At 41.4% G+C, this 17,987-nt stretch carries 18 protein-coding genes and 1 other RNA gene; 5 read left to right on the top strand and 14 right to left on the bottom strand.

The window, feature by feature from the left end:
* Positions 1-5: 5 nt before the first annotated feature.
* From AS005_RS06860 to AS005_RS06840, 5 genes are read left to right on the top strand one after another with little or no spacing between them, the layout of a single operon-like run.
* Positions 6-650: a hypothetical protein gene (locus AS005_RS06860; RefSeq protein ID WP_199203874.1), complete on the top strand. Its 645-nt coding sequence runs from the start codon at positions 6-8 to the stop codon at positions 648-650.
* A complete protein-coding gene (locus AS005_RS06855; protein ID WP_101510935.1) occupies positions 650-1,279 on the top strand; it encodes a metallophosphoesterase family protein in 630 nt (209 codons plus the stop codon). Before AS005_RS06860 ends, AS005_RS06855 begins: the two co-directional genes overlap by 1 nt.
* A gap of 1 nt (position 1,280) precedes the next feature.
* Positions 1,281-1,766 carry a pantetheine-phosphate adenylyltransferase gene (coaD, locus tag AS005_RS06850; protein WP_101510934.1) on the top strand — a complete coding sequence of 162 codons (486 nt, stop codon included), beginning with the start codon at positions 1,281-1,283 and terminating at the stop codon, positions 1,764-1,766.
* Positions 1,763-3,688, top strand: coding sequence for a threonine--tRNA ligase (gene thrS, locus AS005_RS06845; protein WP_101510933.1), 1,926 nt, complete (start codon positions 1,763-1,765; stop codon positions 3,686-3,688). Before coaD ends, thrS begins: the two co-directional genes overlap by 4 nt.
* A gap of 2 nt (positions 3,689-3,690) precedes the next feature.
* Positions 3,691-4,536 (top strand): HD-GYP domain-containing protein, encoded by an 846-nt coding sequence (locus AS005_RS06840; protein ID WP_101510932.1) that lies wholly within the window; start codon positions 3,691-3,693, stop codon positions 4,534-4,536.
* Here the strand turns inward: AS005_RS06840 and AS005_RS06835 are convergent.
* The 14 genes from AS005_RS06835 to AS005_RS06770 form a co-directional block, all read right to left on the bottom strand.
* Positions 4,516-4,995 carry a hypothetical protein gene (locus AS005_RS06835; protein ID WP_101510931.1) on the bottom strand — a complete coding sequence of 160 codons (480 nt, stop codon included), beginning with the start codon at positions 4,993-4,995 and terminating at the stop codon, positions 4,516-4,518. The genes AS005_RS06840 and AS005_RS06835 overlap by 21 nt on opposite strands.
* Before the next feature lie 11 nt (positions 4,996-5,006).
* Entirely contained in the window at positions 5,007-6,179 is a 1,173-nt protein-coding gene (locus tag AS005_RS06830) for a metallophosphoesterase (RefSeq protein WP_101510930.1), read from the bottom strand.
* Between the two features lie 5 nt (positions 6,180-6,184).
* Complete coding sequence (locus tag AS005_RS06825; RefSeq protein WP_101510929.1) at positions 6,185-7,021, bottom strand: type I phosphomannose isomerase catalytic subunit; 837 nt, start codon at positions 7,019-7,021, stop codon at positions 6,185-6,187.
* Complete coding sequence (locus AS005_RS06820) at positions 7,018-8,391, bottom strand: DUF342 domain-containing protein (RefSeq protein WP_101510928.1); 1,374 nt, start codon at positions 8,389-8,391, stop codon at positions 7,018-7,020. The genes AS005_RS06825 and AS005_RS06820 overlap by 4 nt, the downstream gene beginning before the upstream one ends.
* A gap of 13 nt (positions 8,392-8,404) precedes the next feature.
* The gene (gene trmFO / locus AS005_RS06815) at positions 8,405-9,712 is read right to left on the bottom strand and encodes a methylenetetrahydrofolate--tRNA-(uracil(54)-C(5))-methyltransferase (FADH(2)-oxidizing) TrmFO (RefSeq protein WP_101510927.1); all 1,308 of its coding nucleotides are present in this window, start codon (positions 9,710-9,712) and stop codon (positions 8,405-8,407) included.
* A gap of 5 nt (positions 9,713-9,717) precedes the next feature.
* The gene (locus AS005_RS06810; protein ID WP_101510926.1) at positions 9,718-10,128 is read right to left on the bottom strand and encodes an ATP-binding protein; all 411 of its coding nucleotides are present in this window, start codon (positions 10,126-10,128) and stop codon (positions 9,718-9,720) included.
* Positions 10,129-10,130: 2 nt separating this feature from the next.
* Positions 10,131-10,904 carry a DUF4940 domain-containing protein gene (locus tag AS005_RS06805; RefSeq protein WP_101510925.1) on the bottom strand — a complete coding sequence of 258 codons (774 nt, stop codon included), beginning with the start codon at positions 10,902-10,904 and terminating at the stop codon, positions 10,131-10,133.
* A complete protein-coding gene (locus AS005_RS06800) occupies positions 10,870-11,442 on the bottom strand; it encodes an epoxyqueuosine reductase QueH (RefSeq protein WP_101510924.1) in 573 nt (190 codons plus the stop codon). Before AS005_RS06800 ends, AS005_RS06805 begins: the two co-directional genes overlap by 35 nt.
* Before the next feature lie 9 nt (positions 11,443-11,451).
* Positions 11,452-11,901, bottom strand: coding sequence for a D-aminoacyl-tRNA deacylase (dtd, locus tag AS005_RS06795; RefSeq protein ID WP_101510923.1), 450 nt, complete (start codon positions 11,899-11,901; stop codon positions 11,452-11,454).
* Positions 11,898-14,042 carry a bifunctional (p)ppGpp synthetase/guanosine-3',5'-bis(diphosphate) 3'-pyrophosphohydrolase gene (locus AS005_RS06790; protein ID WP_101510922.1) on the bottom strand — a complete coding sequence of 715 codons (2,145 nt, stop codon included), beginning with the start codon at positions 14,040-14,042 and terminating at the stop codon, positions 11,898-11,900. Before AS005_RS06790 ends, dtd begins: the two co-directional genes overlap by 4 nt.
* A 42-nt stretch (positions 14,043-14,084) precedes the next feature.
* Positions 14,085-14,422: RNase P RNA component class A (gene rnpB, locus AS005_RS06785), an RNA gene on the bottom strand.
* A complete protein-coding gene (locus AS005_RS06780; RefSeq protein WP_101510921.1) occupies positions 14,423-15,256 on the bottom strand; it encodes a DMT family transporter in 834 nt (277 codons plus the stop codon).
* Positions 15,240-16,544, bottom strand: a complete 1,305-nt coding sequence (locus AS005_RS06775) for a TldD/PmbA family protein (protein WP_101510920.1) — start codon at positions 16,542-16,544, stop codon at positions 15,240-15,242. Before AS005_RS06775 ends, AS005_RS06780 begins: the two co-directional genes overlap by 17 nt.
* The gene (locus AS005_RS06770) at positions 16,541-17,929 is read right to left on the bottom strand and encodes a TldD/PmbA family protein (RefSeq protein ID WP_101511030.1); all 1,389 of its coding nucleotides are present in this window, start codon (positions 17,927-17,929) and stop codon (positions 16,541-16,543) included. Before AS005_RS06770 ends, AS005_RS06775 begins: the two co-directional genes overlap by 4 nt.
* Positions 17,930-17,987: the final 58 nt, after the last annotated feature.

The following is a 17,987-nucleotide window of genomic DNA, read 5'->3' as shown; positions in this document are numbered from 1 at the left end:
TTCGTTTGTTTCCGTTCCATCTTCTTCTAGGCCACGTGGTAGCAGACCACGGATTCACGAACAATGCCAAGATAAGAGAGTACAAAGGTTGGAAATTGATTGGACATATGATTTGGTCTGTGTTTGCCATTCTGGCTTTCACTTTCGATGTTATCTTCAAATCGACCCAAGGAACAATTGTATTTTTCATATCGGTCATTGTACACATTGCAGGAGATCTTTTCAGAGTAAAGCTCCATAAGAAAGGAAAAAAGCGAGCAATAGACTTTTTGGAGACATCTCTTCTGATTGTTTTTTTCTTCCTAAATTTTTCAATAAGGAATATATTCGCAAATTCTTATCTAACTTCGGAGTTCATCTTCTACCTTCTTGGAATGAACGTGGTTTCCGTAGCAGTTACCTACATATTCAGAAACCTTATTCCTGGTGATCCGAAAATCTCGGACATAGAGGGGATCTCTGAGAGATTGGCGTTTTTTGTTTTCTTACTTGCTGATAGAAAACTGTTCGCTTTTCTCTCCCTTGTTCTCGGTTTTCTTTACCGACTTTGGAAATTTAAAAAACCGGATGTTAGGTGGTGGATGAGTCCCGTTCTCGGTGTGGTATTGTCTGCAATCTGGAATCGACTGATGTACGGGAGGTTCTTTTGATGGTCTACGCAATAGGTGATGTACATGGATGTTTTTCGTCGTTGAGATTGCTCCTTGAGAAACTACCGTTGGAGGAAAAAGACGAGCTCGTTTTTATCGGGGATTACATTGATAGGGGTCCGAACTCAAAGGAAGTTGTAAGTTTTTTAGTTGAATTATCGCAACACTACAAATGTACATTCTTGAGGGGTAATCATGAAGAAATGCTCCTAAACTGTGTGAAACATGGATCCGGGTGTGACATATGGTATTTCAATGGTGCAAGAAGTACTGTAGAAAGCTTTGGAGGAGTAAAAAGAATATACGATTTTCTAGAATTTTTCGAAAACACCGTTTATTATTACGAGAAGGGAAACTATCTATTCGTCCACGGAGGAGTGAGACCGGGTGTCCCACTCGAGAAACAAGATCCATTTGATCTTGTGTGGATAAGAGAAGAATTCATATACAGTGAAAATCCTCTACCTGGAAGAATTGTGATCTTTGGGCATACTCCCTTTACTGAACCTTACGTTTCTCGCGATAAGATTGGTATAGATACGGGATGTGTCTATGGTGGAAAACTTACAGCTCTCAGAATAGAAGATAGAACATTCTTCCAAGTAAAATGTGCAGACAGGAGATGGTAAAATGAAAGCGGTTTATCCTGGTTCTTTCGACCCTATAACTTTCGGACATGTGGATATCATAAAGAGGGCTTTGACGATCTTCGACGAATTGGTGGTTCTCGTCACCGAAAATCCGAGAAAGAAATGCTTGTTCAGCTTGGAAGAAAGAAAAAAGATAATAGAAGAAGTTTTAAAGAATTTAAAAGGCGTACAGGTGGATGTTCACAAAGGTTTATTAGTAGATTACCTGAAGAAACATGATATAAGAGTTTTGGTGAGAGGCTTAAGGGCCGTCACCGATTATGAATACGAGCTTCAAATGGCTCTTGCAAACAAAAAGTTGTACAACGAGCTAGAAATAGTTTTTCTCACAGCAAGTGAAAAATTTTCTTTCCTTTCGTCGAGTCTTGTCAAGGAAGTTGCCGCTTATGGTGGTGATGTAACCGAATGGGTGCCACCTGAAGTAGCAGAATTGCTCTACGAAAAACTAAAGGAGGGAAATAGATGAAAATAAAGGTAAAATTTCCCGATGGAAGTCTGAGAGAATACGAAAAAGGAATCACGCCGATGGAGATCGTCCGTGAGATGGGTATTAAAAAAGTAATAGGTGCTGTCGTGAATGGTGAGTTGTGGGACCTTAAGAGACCTCTTGAGGAAGACTGTGAGAAGATTCGCTTTGTTACGCTCGACGATCCCGAAGCACCTGAATTCTACAGGCACACGATGTCTCACATACTCGCTCAAGCTGTAATGAGGATATACGGTAGGGATAACGTGAAACTTGGAATAGGTCCAACTATTGAAAACGGTTTCTACTATGATTTCGACATCAAAAATGGCAAGATCACTGAGGAAGACCTGCCGAAAATTGAACAGGAAATGAAGAAGATAATAAAAGAAAATCTTCCAATAGAGAGAAAGACTATAAGTAAGACAGAAGCTAAGGAGTTATTTAAAGATCAACCTTACAAGTTAGAGCTCATTGAGGAAATAGAGGGCGATATAGTAACAGTGTATCAACAAGGAGAGTTCGTGGATCTATGTAGAGGTCCACATCTTCCCTCCACAGGTGTTGTGAAACATTTCAAACTCCTTTCTGTTTCCGGTGCTTACTGGCGTGGAAGCGAAAAGAACCCTATGTTGACAAGAGTTTACGGAACAGCGTTCGCAAAGAAAGAGGACCTTGAAAACTACTTGAAATTCCTTGAAGAAGCACAGAAAAGGGACCATAGGAAATTAGGACCACAATTGGAATTGTTCATTTTGAACACAGAATTCGCTCCCGGAATGCCTTTCTTTTTACCGAAAGGGGCCATTGTGTTAAACGAATTGATGAATTTTTCTAGAGAACTCCATCAGCAAAGAGGATATAAAGAAATATTCACACCTCTCATCATGAACGAACAACTTTGGAAAATATCAGGTCATTGGGATCACTATGCAGAGAACATGTATTTTATAGAAAAAGATGAAGAAAGGTATGCTGTGAAGCCCATGAATTGTCCTGGTCATATCCTTGTATACAAAAGTATGACAGTATCCTACAGAGATCTGCCGCTGAGATTTTTTGAATTCGGTAGGGTTCATAGGTATGAAAGAAGCGGGGTTTTGCACGGTTTGATGAGAGTAAGATCTTTTACGCAGGACGACGCTCACATCTTCTGCACCCCTGAACAAATCGAGGAAGAAATTCTTGGGGTACTAGATCTTGTCAATGTGATATATAAGCAGTTCGGCTTCACTTATAGAGTGGAACTCAGCACTATGCCCGAAGATCACATGGGAGATGAAGCTATTTGGGAAAAAGCAACAACAGCACTCAAGAATGCCCTTGAAAAAGCCAATCTTCCTTACAAAGTAAACGAAGGCGAAGGAGCATTTTACGGGCCAAAGATAGATTTCCATATAAAAGATTCTTTGGGAAGAGAGTGGCAGTGTGCCACTATTCAACTTGATTTTATGATGCCTGAGAAATTCAACGTTACTTACATTGGCCCAGACAATAAAGAACATACCGTTGTGATGATTCATAGGGCGATTTATGGATCTCTCGAAAGGTTTTTTGGAATTCTCATTGAACACTTTGCCGGGGCTTTTCCAACTTGGATAGCCCCCGTACAGGTAGTAGTGATTCCGATTTCCGACAAGCACAGTGAGGGAGCCAAAAAAATTGTTAAGGAATTCTCTAAAAGCGGATTCAGAGTGTTTCTTGATAACAGAAGGGAAACTCTGGGATATCGAATCAGACAAGCGCAGATTCAGAAGATCCCTTATATGGTTATAATCGGAGACAAAGAGTTAGCTAGTGGAAAACTCTCTGTGAGAACGAGAACAGGAAAAGAAATCAGGGATTTAAGCTTAGAGGAATTCGTGAAAACTTTAAGAGAAGAGGTAGCAAATCGAAAGTTGGAGCTCACATTGGAGGGATGAACGTGAAGTGTTTTTTCGAAGACAATGAATTCGAAAAGATTGTTGAAAAGATAGATAGACTCTATGAAAAGGTGGATTCTTTGGAAAAAGCACAAATAGCTTTCTTGACAAAAAGGCGTTCTTTCCCTGGAATATCGGTTGTATGCAAAGATAACGTATGTTCGATTTACAGATCTGATGAGCCAATCGTGGTAGACCGTGTTAACAAAGAAGAAGCCACCGCAATCGCTTACGTTCTATCAAACGAGAAAATGTTATCTGGAAGCTGGGTGAGAAGAATGGTAAGCGGTCTTCTTCAAGCGATGGTGGTTTTGATGGAAATAGAAGACGAAAATGGATGGAGCCATTCTCAAAGAGTTGCTAAGCTTGCAGAACGTGTAGGAAAAGAATTGAGCCTTTCTGAAGAAAGAATATCTCGTTTGAAAGAATACGCCATGCTGCACGATGTAGGAAAAATTGGAATAGAGCAACTTATGCTTTACACTCCCACAAGGTTGAGAATTTTTGAAAATTACCCACAGGACCATACGATAATGGGTTCTATCTTTCTAGCATCCCTCGAGGTGTTATGGGACGCCGTACCCATCGTGAGACATCATCACGAAAATTGGGATGGATCAGGATATCCAGATGGCCTCAAAGGTGAGGAGATACCTCTCGAAGCCCGTATCATTTCCGTCTGCGATTATTATGACGTCCTCACAAATTTTGTTTCTTCAGAATGGGAAGGAAGGACAAAAACACACGAGGAAGCTATAGAGTTGATCAAGAAAGAATCTGGAAAAAGATTCGATCCAAAGGTCGTAGAAGCCTTCTTAAAGATCTTTTCAAACGAGACTGTCGAGTAATATTCCTACCAAGAGTTCTGGAACACTGAAACTTGTTCTCAACATGTTCAAAGCAAGTTCGAGTCTCTTTATGTCCTCTTTTAATTTTTCTTTCTTCAACGGATCTGTCTCTTTTTCGAGTTTAGATTGGAGTTCCAGAATCTTTCTTTCTATCTCCTGTTGTTGCGTTTGAAGATCAGAGTTTAAATTGCTACTCCCTTCCGATGAAGCAGGTTTGTAGATGAACACCTGTGTACGTCCTGCAACTGCAGCAAGAAAAGAGCCTCTTTTTTTCATATCTAAATGTATATTGCTGTATACAACATATCCACCTTCTCTGAAAGCTTCTCTCTTGAAAGCGATGAGATTCGATATTTCCTGCGAAAGAACTCGAAGTACACTCTGACTAGCCGGAGCAGAATAAGGAAGACCAGGTTCACCCGGATCAAGTTTGTATCCTAAAATGGGATTGGAGATCACACTCTCCCCCCTTAGATTCTCCCGAGTATGTTCGTAACAGATACTTTCACTTCTACTTGGTCTCCTGAAAAATCCATCAAAACCTTGGGAAGTTCTGCTTTCCTGTGAAAACCATGCTTTTTTCTTAGTCCTACTTTTTCAAGAACGGGCCTCCAACTTCCGCAATTTAAATACAATTTTTTCCCGGTAGGCGTAGGAATTATTTTGTAAGTGAAATGATGTACGTGCCCCATTACAAGTATATCAACTTTATCTATTTCCTCTAAATTCCCATCGTACCCTATCATAAAATTTTTCCAATTTTTCTTTTCTTTCAAAATAGCTTTCGCCCATTTCTGAAGATAGTCGATCCTTCTGAGCTTTCTGAAAGTGTATATGGTTCTCACCAAGATCCTTCCAAGTTCCACACCACCAAATCTGTTCACAAACACTTTAGATAACCAATAGGTGTTTGGAAAAGTATTTTTCATCCACGTTTTTGCTTCTTTCGTTTTTAGCATGTCCAGAAAACTTCTTAACCAAATCTCTACCAAATCGATTCCAAGATCGTAAGCTTCAGTGACATACTCGAACCAGTGAAAAACGTCTAGAAGAGGTCTAACATTATCATAATCCCGCACAATGTCCTTTGGAGCAAAATTTATTACGTGTTCGTCAAAATTCACCATCATATATCTCGCTATAAAATCACCGAGTGGTGGAACTATTTTTTTATTCTTCTTGTCTAGAGAAAAACGGTTTATAGCGTCAAATTGGTTCCCATGAAGTACCAAAAGTCTATTCTGATGATCATAATAATATGGTAATATTTCGAAATGTTCAAATCTTTCCAACAAAGCTTTTTGAAGTTTTTCATTTTTGAAGATATGATAGTCGTGATTTCCTACTATGTAATAAATTTTATGTTTTTTAGAAAATCGCCTTAGCGTTTTAAAAATTTTTTGGTGCTTTCTCTCTATCTCATCCATAAGAGTCCCATCTAGGGTTTCTATTATTTCTTCGAAAGGTTTTAAACCCAACTCCTTCACTGCTCGACTTTCGAGTATCTCAAACCCGTCCCCTACTATGAAAAGCTCGACTTTCGGTTCTTCGGATACATCTTCTAAGAATTTATTCAATTCTTCATCGAAAAAAAAGTCATCCTTCGCTGATCCGTCTCCTATATGCAGATCACTCAAGAACACTCTTTTTATGGCCTCTCACCCCATTTTTCGAAAAAGTTTCCCAGTTCAATCACCAAACTGGTCGTGTTGAGAAACGCTTCTTCATCTTTCGGCACAATGTACGTTTCAAATTGCCTAACTTCTCGGCTATCTACTTCACCATCTTCAAGAACAACGATAGTGCAGAATCCTTTTAGCGTTTCTTTTTTGGTCTTTCTGACTTTGAAATACTCGCATTCAAACTCTTTGAAATTCTTAATCAGAAGATCATCGAAACTTCTTCTTTTCATAACTTTAAAGGCTTTTTCTATATGGAGCTCTCTGCCACGATCCCAATCGTACACTCTGTAAGTAACATCCGATGACTGTTGGATCTCAATAAGAAAACCACTCGGGCCCAACGCGTGAACAGTACCAGCAGGTAAAAAAACGAAGGTTTCAGGAAGAATTTTTAACTTTTTCAAGGCGTTATTCCAATTCTTTGTCGAGAGAGCCTTTTTTATCTTTTCAGGATCTTCGCCAATAGCTATCTGCCCTTCCTCTACAAAGTACCAAGCTTCGGTTTTCCCCCAAGGTTCTCCTTCCAACAACCTTGCTTCTTCATCGTTTGGATGAACTTGTACAGAAAGCCATTCTTCTGCCGAGATGAGTTTCACAAGAATCGGAAAGCGCGGGAAAACTTTTCCTAGGATCCTTTCCATATCTTCATTGAGATCAATCCCTTCTTCAGTTTCAGTTATGAAGAGAGGATGTCCCGAAAGCAACCACACTTCACCTATTCTCTCTTCAGAACCGAACATCTCTCCGAGGCGTTTGCTACCCCATATTTGTTTCCTCAATTGTGGAAGAACTTTTATCGTCATTCTGAATAACCTCCCACTCTTATTTCTCCATCTCTGTAATAAAAAATCACTTTAGTGATACTCTTTTCTACACGGAAAATCTTGTCGAGCATGATGATCTCGACGCCCGGATACACAACGTCCTTGACGATAACGGAAGCACTCTTCGCCATTTCCTCTGCTACTCTGTTCAACTCTTTGAGTTCTTGTTCGTTTTTTTGAATGGACTCTCTGAGGTTTATTAGGGTGTTGTTCACCCTCTTCAAGATCTCTTCCTTGTCGGGAGGAAACTTATCTTTCAGTGTGCTATGCAGTTTTCTGAGTTCTATAAGGAGCTTTGTCAACTTCTTAACGTTCTCTTTGTCAAGTGAAATCTGTGCAGAAATGAGTTTCATCTTCTCGTTTATCGTCGGGTCGACTCCAACCTCCACTTGTGTTTTGATACCTATAGGAGAGCCTAGCTGATACGTTTCAATCTTTACTCGGGCAATGGTCGTACCCCCTCTTATACTTCCTTTACTACCTGTCACCATCACAGTGTGCGCTTTTATAAGGGAATTTTCGATGCTCTTTTCTACCACTATCTCCTCTGCTTCCACTTCTGCGCTCTCTATGAAAGCGGCCTTAACGGTCTTTTTAGCTTTTAGAAAGGCTTTATTTCTTCCCTTCACCCCTGCTACCGTGATGCTCCCGTTGAAAGAAATAACCGTTGCAGCTTCTACCACGCCTTTTATCGTTATATCTTCCTGGGCTTTCACCACAAAATCAGGTTTCACGTCTCCTTTTACGACTACTTTTCCGGGGAAATCTATGTTTCCAGTGGAATAATCGACCACATCTACCTCCAGGGTATCGTAAACATGTATAGTACCGTTGCTTTCTATCGCCAAGATACCACTTCTCGTAGCTATTATTTCGTTGTCCTTTACAGTTACATTATATCCAAGATGATATTCAGGAAGTTTTCCTGGTTTCGGTTTCACAGAATTTCCAAACACGTCTTTTCCTTCCTTACCCGGAGTGGGAGGGACAATTCTGGCTATCGTTTCTCCCCTTCTCACAATGAGTCTTTGCTTTGCCGGAATTTCTCTGAGATCAACTTTCTTCGAACCTTGAAAGGTTTCCTCCTCATTCGGTTTCTTCAGCAGTTCTATTCTTCCATCCTCTCCATCTATAGGAGGAGTACCCTTTGCTATAAGAACAGGCGTGTTGAAAACTGGAGAGGTCGAAAGTTCGTCGATCACTTCCTCTTTTATCCCGTATCTTATACCAGCAGAGTACAAAACGTTTAACAACTCCTCTTTTGAAAGAAAGGGTTCATCGGGTCTTTCTTTTCTCAAAATGACATAGGCCTGCATTCTATCTTCCGAAACTGAAATTTCCACCTTCATTGTCCCCCTCATTTCACCACGGATTTGCTTCCAAAAATTCTTTCATAGCTTTTAGAGCCCTATTTGCAAGCAATTTTCTCCGTTCGAATTTTCCACGAGTTCTATCATGAAGAGGTGGTAAAAGACCAAAATTTGCGTACATTGGTTTCAAATTACCTTCAACCCTTTCTATTATATAACTGAAAAGCGCTCCCATCATTGTTTCTTCGGGGAGTTTCAACGGCGGAAGCCCATGTAGAATTCTGTTCACATTGTAAGCTACATATATCCCGGACGCAGCCGATTCCATATATCCTTCCACACCGGTGATCTGACCTGCAAAGAACACATTCGGATGCCTTTTCGATCGAAAGAAAACGTCGAGCACTTTTGGAGAATTTATATAAATATTCCTGTGCATAACGCCATATCGAACAATCTCAGCGTTTCTAAGACAAGGGATCTTCTTCAAAACTTTTTTCTGTTCCCCCCATTTTAATCTCGTTTGGAATCCAACAAGGCTATAAAATTTCCCGTCTTTGTCTTCCCTTCTGAGTTGGACGACAGCGTAAGGTTCTTCCCCCGTTCTTGGATCCACCAACCCGGTGGGTCTCAACGGCCCATATCTCAGAGCATCTTTCCCACTCCGTGCTATCTCTTCTATCGGTTGACATCTTTCGAAGAGAAGTCTCCTGTCAAAATCCTCCATCTCTATAACTTCGGCTTCAACGAGGGCTCTCCAGAGTTCTTCGTATTCTTCTTTGGTGAGAGGACAATTTATGTAGTCTTTCCCTTTCCCGAATCTATCTCCCCAGAAAGCACAGCTCATGTCTATCGATTCGAAGGTTACAATGGGAGAAACCGCATCGAAGAAAAATAGAAAATCTTCTCCCAAAAATTCTTTCAAGAAAGATAGAAAACTTTCCGAGGTGGCGGGCCCCGTTGCTATCACCCATATTTCCTCACTCGGATTGAATTGGACAACTTCTTTTCTTACGATTTCAACAGTTTCCAGACTTTCGATGACCTTCGTTACTTCTTTCGCAAATACATTTCTGTCAACAGCCAAAGCTTTTCCAGAGGGAACACGAGCTTTTTCAGCTGCTTCAAGAGTCACTGACCCCATCATTTTCATTTCAGCTTTCAAAAGACCTTCAGCATTGGTTAGATCCTCCGATTTGAGAGAATTGCTACAGACAAGTTCTGCAAAATATCCCGTTTTATGTACTTCCGTCATTTTCAAAGGTCTCATTTCGTAGAGTCGCACTCTTACATTCCTTTTCCCGAGGTTGTACGCAACTTCAGAACCTGCAAGTCCTGCTCCGATGACATTAACTATCACTTTTTTCACCCCAAGTTTTTCTCAGCGATAAAGAGATTCCCATTGTTGAAAGTTTTCACTTCGAACTTATCTGTTACCTTGTGGATTATATAAAGACCATATCCCCCTTCTCTCGGATTTTCTAAATCGGGAGGAAGAGGTTTTAGTTTGGCAGGATCAACAGGATTTCCGAAATCTCTCACAAGTATAGAAAAAGAGTCACCCCTAATTACATAACTTATGATTATTTTTTTCGTCTCATTACATTTGTAAGTATGCTGGATCACATTGGCTAGAATTTCTCCCAAAACGATTTCCATGTCTACAATCACGCTGTCTGGAGAACCGTTCAAAATCAAAAAATTACGCATGGCAGAACGTGCAACTCTTATATACGATTTTTTGGAAGGAATCGTAAGAACGATGAAATCGTTCAATTTCAGCCCTCCTTCAACAGCAAAAAAGCTTCTATTGGAATCCGTGGTGAAATGAGTGTTTCTTTTTCAAATTCAAGAATTTTTTTGAAAGCCTCCTCTTCTTCTAGCTTCATATGTTTCGCTACTTCAAACAAGCTTTTACTTCTCAAAAAGATCTTCACTACCTCCGGTATATCGATATGTAAAGAGAAATCGTAGTTGTTGAGATCTTCGTAAACTGCTACCCCATGATCAAGATATTTATTCATCATCAGAGCTTTCCTCACAGCCTCATGAAGATCTTCCTCTGGATCCGAAAAAACAACCTTTCCATCTTCACCTATCCTCGGTAAAGAAATACCCGAAGGTGCAATTCCCACGTCGAAATCTCCCGCATTGTAAACTGCATCTACAAGATTGGAAAACATCATCCTTAAAGAGAGTCGATTTTCAAGGTTCCTCGATCGCATGATGAAGATTCTTTTCCCCACTCGCCAACTTTCTGAAAGAACATCCACCAATTTCTCTACTTCTTCATTGTACCATCGAATCTTCTGAAGTTCGTAGTTCAAAAGGTCTGCAAGTATATCGTACGGCTCGATCCTTGATTCCGTGAAAACAGCAATTGGTCCTAAAATAGTCTTCACAGGAAAGCAAACCACCTCACCTTTTATAGGAACACTCGACTCGAGCACCATTCTTGAAGTTTCCAAAACAAATATCTCAGGAAGATTCAAGCCATTCCAGATGATCTTATCACCATCACTCAGCGTAACGTTGTTTGGAAGCCTCAACATGTTTCCTCACCCTTCTCTCCAAAAAACTGAACACACACCCACAGTAATTTTGCCTATAAATTTGCAACTCCTTTGAAAGCCTCACGCCCTCTTGATAAGCCCCACCTTTTCTGAAGTTTTTGAAATAAAACTTCACTCCGTATTTCTTTTCGAGAGTTTTTCCAATCTTTTCTATCATTGAAAGATTCTTTTTCGGACTTGCAAGAAGAGTGGTAGAAAACGAATCATAACCTCTTTTTTGGGCTTCTTGAGCCGTTCTTTCTAAAAGAAAGCTTATACATTTCTCACATCTCTCACTACCTTCACCAAGATCTTTATAAGCTTTTACAACGGAATACCATTTTTTAACTTCTTCAACAGAATACTCTCCGTACGAGACATCAAGGGAAAAATAACGTGCAACATCTTCAACAGCTCTTTTCCGCTTTTCATATTCTAAAGGTGGTTGAATGTTCGGGTTATAAAAGAAAAACTCCACATTTTTTATATGGAAAAGAGTTGTTAGAAGATCGGGAGCACAACAAACGTGTATCAGCATACTTCCACCTCAGAACAGTTTTGAAGAATCCAGAAGTAACGTCACTGGTCCATCATTGACCAGATGAACATGCATGTGGGCTCTGAATACACCTTCTTTCACACTTATGCCTTTCTTCTTCAAAAAATCAACGAATTTCTTGTAAAGTTCATAGCCTTTCTCCGGAGGAGCAGCTTCTGTGAAAGACGGCCTTTTCCCTCTTCTACAATCTCCATAAAGTGTAAATTGAGAAACCACAAGAATCTCTCCGCCAATATCCATCACCGAGAGATTCATCTTACCCTCTTCATCTTCGAATATTCTGAGCCCAGAAATTTTTTCTGCAAGCCATTTACAATCCTCTTCCGTATCATCTCTTCCCACACCCACAAAAACAAGAATCCCCTTTCCAATGGCTCCCACCGTTTCTTCATCTACCGTTACACGAGCTTCTTCCACCCTTTGAACAACTGCCCTCATTGCACCACCCTTTCCACATCCAAAACATATCTGTAAGTTTTGAGCCTGGTGATGAACTCTTCTAATTCAGCAGTATTGGAGATCTTTATATGAAGCTGAACGAGGATAGGATCCTTTGCTTTCAAAGTTTTTATTCCCACGAATTCTGCCCCTAAATTTGTAACCCGGTCTATCAAACTGGGGAGATTCTTCTCAGAATCCAAAACCACTCTCAAATAGGCATCAAACATTTCAGATGTTTCAAGGTTCCACTCCGCTGGAAAGATCTTTTCTTGAGGGACACTCTTGAGATTTTTACAATTTCTTCTGTGGATTGTCATACCTCTTTTGCTGACAACGGCTACTATGGGATCACCTTTGATTGGATTGCAACACCTTGCAATATGAAACTCTATGCTTTCTATGCCATCAACTTTCACGAGATTTTGAGATTTCGATGTCTTTTTTCTTGTCTTTTTTCTAACGATCATCTTTTTTCCAATGATAGCCTCTATTAAGTCTTGTGTGGTGATACTACCTTCCCCGACTTTCATGAAGAAATCTTTTTCAGAATAAGAAGTCAAATATCGTTTGATCCCTTCGGATTGCAACACTTCTTCGAGAGATTTTCCAAGTTTACGGGAGATTCTTCTTAGGATTTCCCTTCCTCTTTCAACGAGTTCTGGAGCCAACTTTTCCTTTAAAAACCTTCTTATTTTCGCGCGTGCACTGTGAGTTCTGGCGTACTTCAACCAGTCTACACTTGGACCGGAAGAGTTTTTGTTCACTATGATCTCCACAACGTCTCCATTTTTCAGTTTGTAATCAATAGGAACAATCTTACCATTCACCTTGGCTCCGCTGTAATGATGCCCCACTTCTGTGTGTATCGCGTACGCAAAATCTATTGGCGTTGATCCTTTTGGAAGGTGAATAATGTCTCCTTTCGGTGTGAAGACAAAGACTTCATCCATCTGCAGTTCTTTTTTTATATCCTCAAACTCTGTAAATCCTTGTGCAAGTTCCTTTCTCCATTCCAACAACCTTTCAATCCATTCTTTGGCCGTTCTTATGTCGGGCTTTTCTTTGTATATCCAATGGGCAATCAAACCATACTCTGCCTCTTTGTGCATTTCCTCATCTCTTATCTGTATCTCCAAAGGTTCTCCGTAACCCGTTATCACCGTTGTATGCAGAGATCTGTAACCATTGGATTTCGGTGCGGCTATGTAATCTTTGAACCTGCCTGGAAGAGGTTTCCAAAGATTGTGGACTATTCCAAGGACGGTGTAACAACTCGTAACATCCTTGACAATCACTCTAAGTGCTATCAAGTCATATATTTCCTCGAATCTCTTCCCTTTCTCTTTCATCTTTCGCCAGATACTGTAGTAGTGCTTGTATCTTCCTTCTACACGCGCCTTCACTTTATGCTCTTCGAGAGCGCTTCTTAAAATCTCAATGTATTCGTTTGTTCTTTTTTCTCTTTCCTTTCTTTTTTCCGCAACCAGTTCTTTTATCTTGTAATATTCTTCAGGATGGAGAACTTTGAAAGCGAGGTCTTCGAGTTCAGATTTTATAGAGTATATCCCAAGCTTGTGAGCCAATGGAGCGTATATTTCTAACGTTTCGTAAGCTTTGTACCTTTTCTTCTCTGGATCCTGAACGTAGTGTATTGTTCGCATGTTATGCAGTCTGTCCGCGAGTTTAACAAAAATTACCCTCATGTCTTCGGCCATGGCAAGGAACATTTTTTGAATGGTTTCTATCCTCTTTCGAGAATCATGATCGGGTCCAATGGGAGCATTTATGTTACTCACTTTGGTCACACCGTCAACTATCCTCGCGATTTCCGGGCCAAAGAGTTTTTTTATTTGATCGACACTAACATTTTCACCATCTTCGACTGTGTCGTGAAGAAGAGCAGCCACCAACGTGATGACATCTACACCCAATCCTGCCAAAATCTTTGCAACTTCTACAGGATGAGTGATAAAAGGTTCCCCAGAGAACCTTTTTTGCCCCTCGTGAACGATCCACGCAAATTCATAGGCTTTCGCAAGCAACCTTTTTTCTTCCTTTGAGAAGTTCTTTTTTCCAAGGGATTCTAGTTCCTTGACAACAGATCTAGACTCAGCCTCCAAATCTGCTCTCTTCAGCATACTATTCCACCACCAGTACTCTCCGTTTGAAAAAAATTATAGCACGGGAGAGGGACATAAGCCGGATTCTGTTGAGGGTGGCCATCAATCTAGGGTGTGCGTTACCGCACACCTCAAGCGGCCAACCCGGGGGAATTGGGGGAGCGACCCAACCCCCTGCTTGGCCTTGCTCAAGGTGGGGGTTACCAAGCCATCGGGTTGCCCCGATGCTGGTGGGCTCTTACCCCACCGTTCCACCCTTGCCCTCATCGGGCGGTCTTCTTCTCTATGGCCCTGTCCGAGGGTTACCCCTCCCGGGCGTTACCCGGCACCCCGCTCCAGAGTCCGGACTTTCCTCAGGAGACGCGAGTGTGCGTCCCCGCGGCCACCTGTCCCTCTCCCTAGTTAATAGACTTCCCACCTTTCAACGATGTTCCGACGAACAAAGCAACGAGGGTTAAAATCCCACCAAAGAACTGAAAAGTAGACAACCTCTCCTCTAGTAAGATGAAAGACAACAGAGTTGAAATGAACGGTTGTGTCATGTAAACAAGTGCCGTGGCATTGTTTCCAATTTCTTTTTGATATCGCATTTGCCAAAATATCCCTAAAAACGTGGCAAGGATTCCACTGTATAAACCAACGAGTAAAGAACCAGACGAGATCTTCCAGTGTCGATTCAAACTAAAAACAAGATTGACTCCTGCCACCGTTGCAAATTGCCAAAAAAGCATGTTTTCTTCCTTCTCTGATCTTGAAAATTTCGTGATAAGAACCACATGAAGTGCAAACAAAATCGCACAAAAAACCTGAAAGAGATCGCCCAAAGAGAAACCACGCGTTCCACCCGTGAGAATATAAATTCCCAAAACGCCAAGCAAGAAGGATAGAAGATGATATCTCTCTAACTTTTCCTTTTCTAACAAAAACGCAAACACCGGTACAAGAAAAACAAAACTCGATATGATGAATCCGCTCTTCGTAGCACTGGTGAGTTTCAAACCCCATATTTGAAAAATGTAAGACCCACAGAGAACAATTCCTAATGCAAACCCTTTGAAAAATTTTCCGAATCCGAAAACCAATAATGAAAAAACAGCTGCACTTCCAAATCTAATGGTATTGTAGGCAAACGGCGAAATCTCCAAAACAACCAACTTCTGAAGAGGAAAAGTTGAACCTTGAATTGCTGCAGTTAAAAGGAGAAATAAGAGTGCCTTATTTCCCCGCCACATCGAGTGCCTCCACCAAGACGCTGGGAGATATTGTGCGAGTGGATACCTTGACATCGTTTCCTACGTGAGTGACCTTCTTCAAAAAGTCAAGAAAGTTCCCGGAAATTGTGATGTCTTCAACACCGTGCATTATCTCTCCATTCTCAACCCAGTACCCTTTTGCAAACAAAGAGAATTCTCCGGATACCGAATTTGCTCCCGCATGCATTCCTTCGACCTCCGTGATAACAACTCCTTTCCCCATCATGCGTAGGAGATCCTCGAAGGAATTTTCACCAGGTACAAGTATCAGATTAACTGGTGTTATTCTGCCCTCAAAGCTGTTTCCTGTGGGTTTCACTCCTTCTTTCCGAGCGGTTTTCAGGTTGTGGAGAAACGTTTTCAAAACACCACTCTCAAGAATGTGTTTTTCCGACGTCGGGACTCCTTCATCATCAAAAGGTACACTGTAAAGTCCATTCGGATGATAAGGAACATCTTTTATATTGATAACGGAGTTTCCCACTTGACTTCCGAGCCTTCCCTTTAGAGGAGAAAGGTTCTTTTGAACGTTTTCCGCAGAAATCATGGGCACGAACATTTCCATTAGATCGAGTAAAGCGGTGTTTCTCATTAACACGGGATATTTGCCGGATTTTATTGGCTTTGATCCAATGAGGGAAATGGCTTCTTTTGCAGCTCGTGAACCCACCTCTTCGGGAATCAGATTCTGAGGAGATCTCGAAACTTCGAACCAAGATCCTGAGCGGGGATTCGTATCCTTTGCTACAGTCATCGTAAAGAGAAATCCTCCATCCATCCTTGCTTCAACGTCGAGCCCCAACGTATTCGACAAGTGCTTTCTCATAACAATATCCCTGTACATCACAAGAGGAACCATGGCAATACGTTCATCCTTTGATGCACTTTCGTGGGCTCGTTTGGCAATTTCCATTTTCTCTTTCACAGAAAGCTTTTCGAATTCTCCCAAATAAGTTTTCATAGAACTATACTCTCCACCTTCAAAGAAGAACTCCTCCTCTTCACTATCCTTCACTTGGAGGTTGCTCAACGCTTCTTCAAGGCATTTCTCAGGATCTTCCAAAATTTGCGTTCTGAAAGAACCCACCTTACCATCTTTTAACACGTTTATTTCCACATTGAATCTTCCAGCATCTGTGTACTGATCTAACTCCCCATTTGCCAATCGAAGAGAGAATTCTTTCATTTCGTTGAACCTTATCTGAGCTTCAACTCCTTTTCTTTTCGCAGCCGAAAACAATTTATCTTTGAATTCCTCCAGAGTCATTTATTTCGCCCCCCTACTACGATTTCTTTAACTCTTATCGTAGGTTGCCCCACGTCTGCGGGCACAGAACCTGAGAAAGAACCGCACATTCCTTGATCACGAGCCAGATCGTTTCCCACCATGTCTATTTTTTGAATGATCTCGTGCCCTTTCCCTATCAAAGTTGCTCCCCTCACTGGCTTTGTGATTCTTCCTTTCTCGATGAGATACGCTTCAGAAACGGCGAAATTGAACTCCCCTGTTGCAGGATTCACAGAACCGCCTCCCATTGTTTTTGCGTAGAGTCCGTATTCTGTTGCGGAGATGATCTCTTCAGGATGGTAATCACCTGGAAGAATGAAAGTATTGCTCATTCGGGAAGTAGGTGGAAATGTGTAATCTTGCCTTCTACCACTTCCTGTGCTTTTCATTCCCATCCTTCTTCCTCCAAGCTTGTCAACAAGATATCCAACGAGTACTCCTTTGTCTATGAGCAGCGTCCTTTGGGTGGGGGTCCCCTCATCATCTATGTTCGCAGACCCCCAACCGTTTGGGATCGTCGCATCATCGACAGCGGAAACACACTCCGCTGCCACTTTTTGACCCAGTTTTCCCGCAAAGACAGAGGCTCCTTTCGCCACTGAAGTCGCTTCGAGCCCATGGCCGACAGCCTCATGGAAAATCACACCACCAAAGCCGTTAGCTATTACGACGGTCATCTTTCCGGCAGGCGCAGGCTCGGCTTCAACCATTCTTGTAGCTATTCTCGCAGCCTTTCTTGCTGCCTCTTCTACATCTATTCTCTCGAAGAACTCGAACCCCATACCCGCTCCGGGACCGTAGAATCCCCTTTCGAGAACACCATCTTTCTCTGCTACAGCATTTATCATGAGTCTCGTCTTAACACGGCGATCTTCTGCCCACGTTCCTTCAGTGTTTGCAACCAATATCTCCTGATCGTAATCCCAATACCAAACAACGACTTGCTTTATAAGATCGGAGTACGTCTTTGCAGCATGGTATGCTTTCTTCATAACGGAGACTTTCTCTGTTTTTTCCACTTCGTTTGGGGATATAATCACAACGTGTCTCTCTTTTCGCTTGGTCTTGTTAAAATTGAAAACGAGATCTTCCACCTTTGTCTCCCCTAGAGCTTCACCTACTTTTTTTGCAACGTTCAGCAGATTTTCTCTCGAAAGATCATTCGTGTAGGCATAGACTGCTTTGGTTCCCAAAAATCCTCTTATTCCTACTCCCACAATTTCACCGCTTGTTGCTTGTTCCACTTTTCCATCCTTCAATTCGAAACGATTTTCATGCTTTCTTTCGAAGAACAATTCGGCAAAATCTCCACCGTTTTTCAAAACAGCTGTTAAAACATCTCTGATGATTCCTTCACTGAGCACAACAACCCCTCCTTTCCTCTCTTTCATTATACTACCTTGTTCGTTCTGCTAACTAATT

Origin of the sequence: Thermotoga sp. KOL6, assembly GCF_002866025.1 — a bacterium.
Lineage (GTDB): Bacteria > Thermotogota > Thermotogae > Thermotogales > Thermotogaceae > Thermotoga.
Note: the sequence above shows the minus strand (reverse complement) of the source record. Positions and strands in the feature narration are given on the sequence as shown.

What these genes read in the sequence shown, in the direction of transcription:
- AS005_RS06855 (WP_101510935.1), top strand. Translation starts at nt 650, where the DNA reads ATGGTCTACGCAATAGGTGATGTACATGGATGTTTTTCGTCGTTGAGA.
- coaD (WP_101510934.1), top strand. Translation starts at nt 1,281, where the DNA reads ATGAAAGCGGTTTATCCTGGTTCTTTCGACCCTATAACTTTCGGACAT.
- thrS (WP_101510933.1), top strand. Translation starts at nt 1,763, where the DNA reads ATGAAAATAAAGGTAAAATTTCCCGATGGAAGTCTGAGAGAATACGAA.
- AS005_RS06825 (WP_101510929.1), bottom strand. Translation starts at nt 7,021, where the DNA reads ATGACGATAAAAGTTCTTCCACAATTGAGGAAACAAATATGGGGTAGC.
- AS005_RS06820 (WP_101510928.1), bottom strand. Translation starts at nt 8,391, where the DNA reads ATGAAGGTGGAAATTTCAGTTTCGGAAGATAGAATGCAGGCCTATGTC.
- AS005_RS06805 (WP_101510925.1), bottom strand. Translation starts at nt 10,904, where the DNA reads ATGTTGAGGCTTCCAAACAACGTTACGCTGAGTGATGGTGATAAGATC.
- AS005_RS06800 (WP_101510924.1), bottom strand. Translation starts at nt 11,442, where the DNA reads ATGCTGATACACGTTTGTTGTGCTCCCGATCTTCTAACAACTCTTTTC.
- dtd (WP_101510923.1), bottom strand. Translation starts at nt 11,901, where the DNA reads ATGAGGGCAGTTGTTCAAAGGGTGGAAGAAGCTCGTGTAACGGTAGAT.
- AS005_RS06790 (WP_101510922.1), bottom strand. Translation starts at nt 14,042, where the DNA reads ATGCTGAAGAGAGCAGATTTGGAGGCTGAGTCTAGATCTGTTGTCAAG.
- AS005_RS06780 (WP_101510921.1), bottom strand. Translation starts at nt 15,256, where the DNA reads ATGTGGCGGGGAAATAAGGCACTCTTATTTCTCCTTTTAACTGCAGCA.
- AS005_RS06775 (WP_101510920.1), bottom strand. Translation starts at nt 16,544, where the DNA reads ATGACTCTGGAGGAATTCAAAGATAAATTGTTTTCGGCTGCGAAAAGA.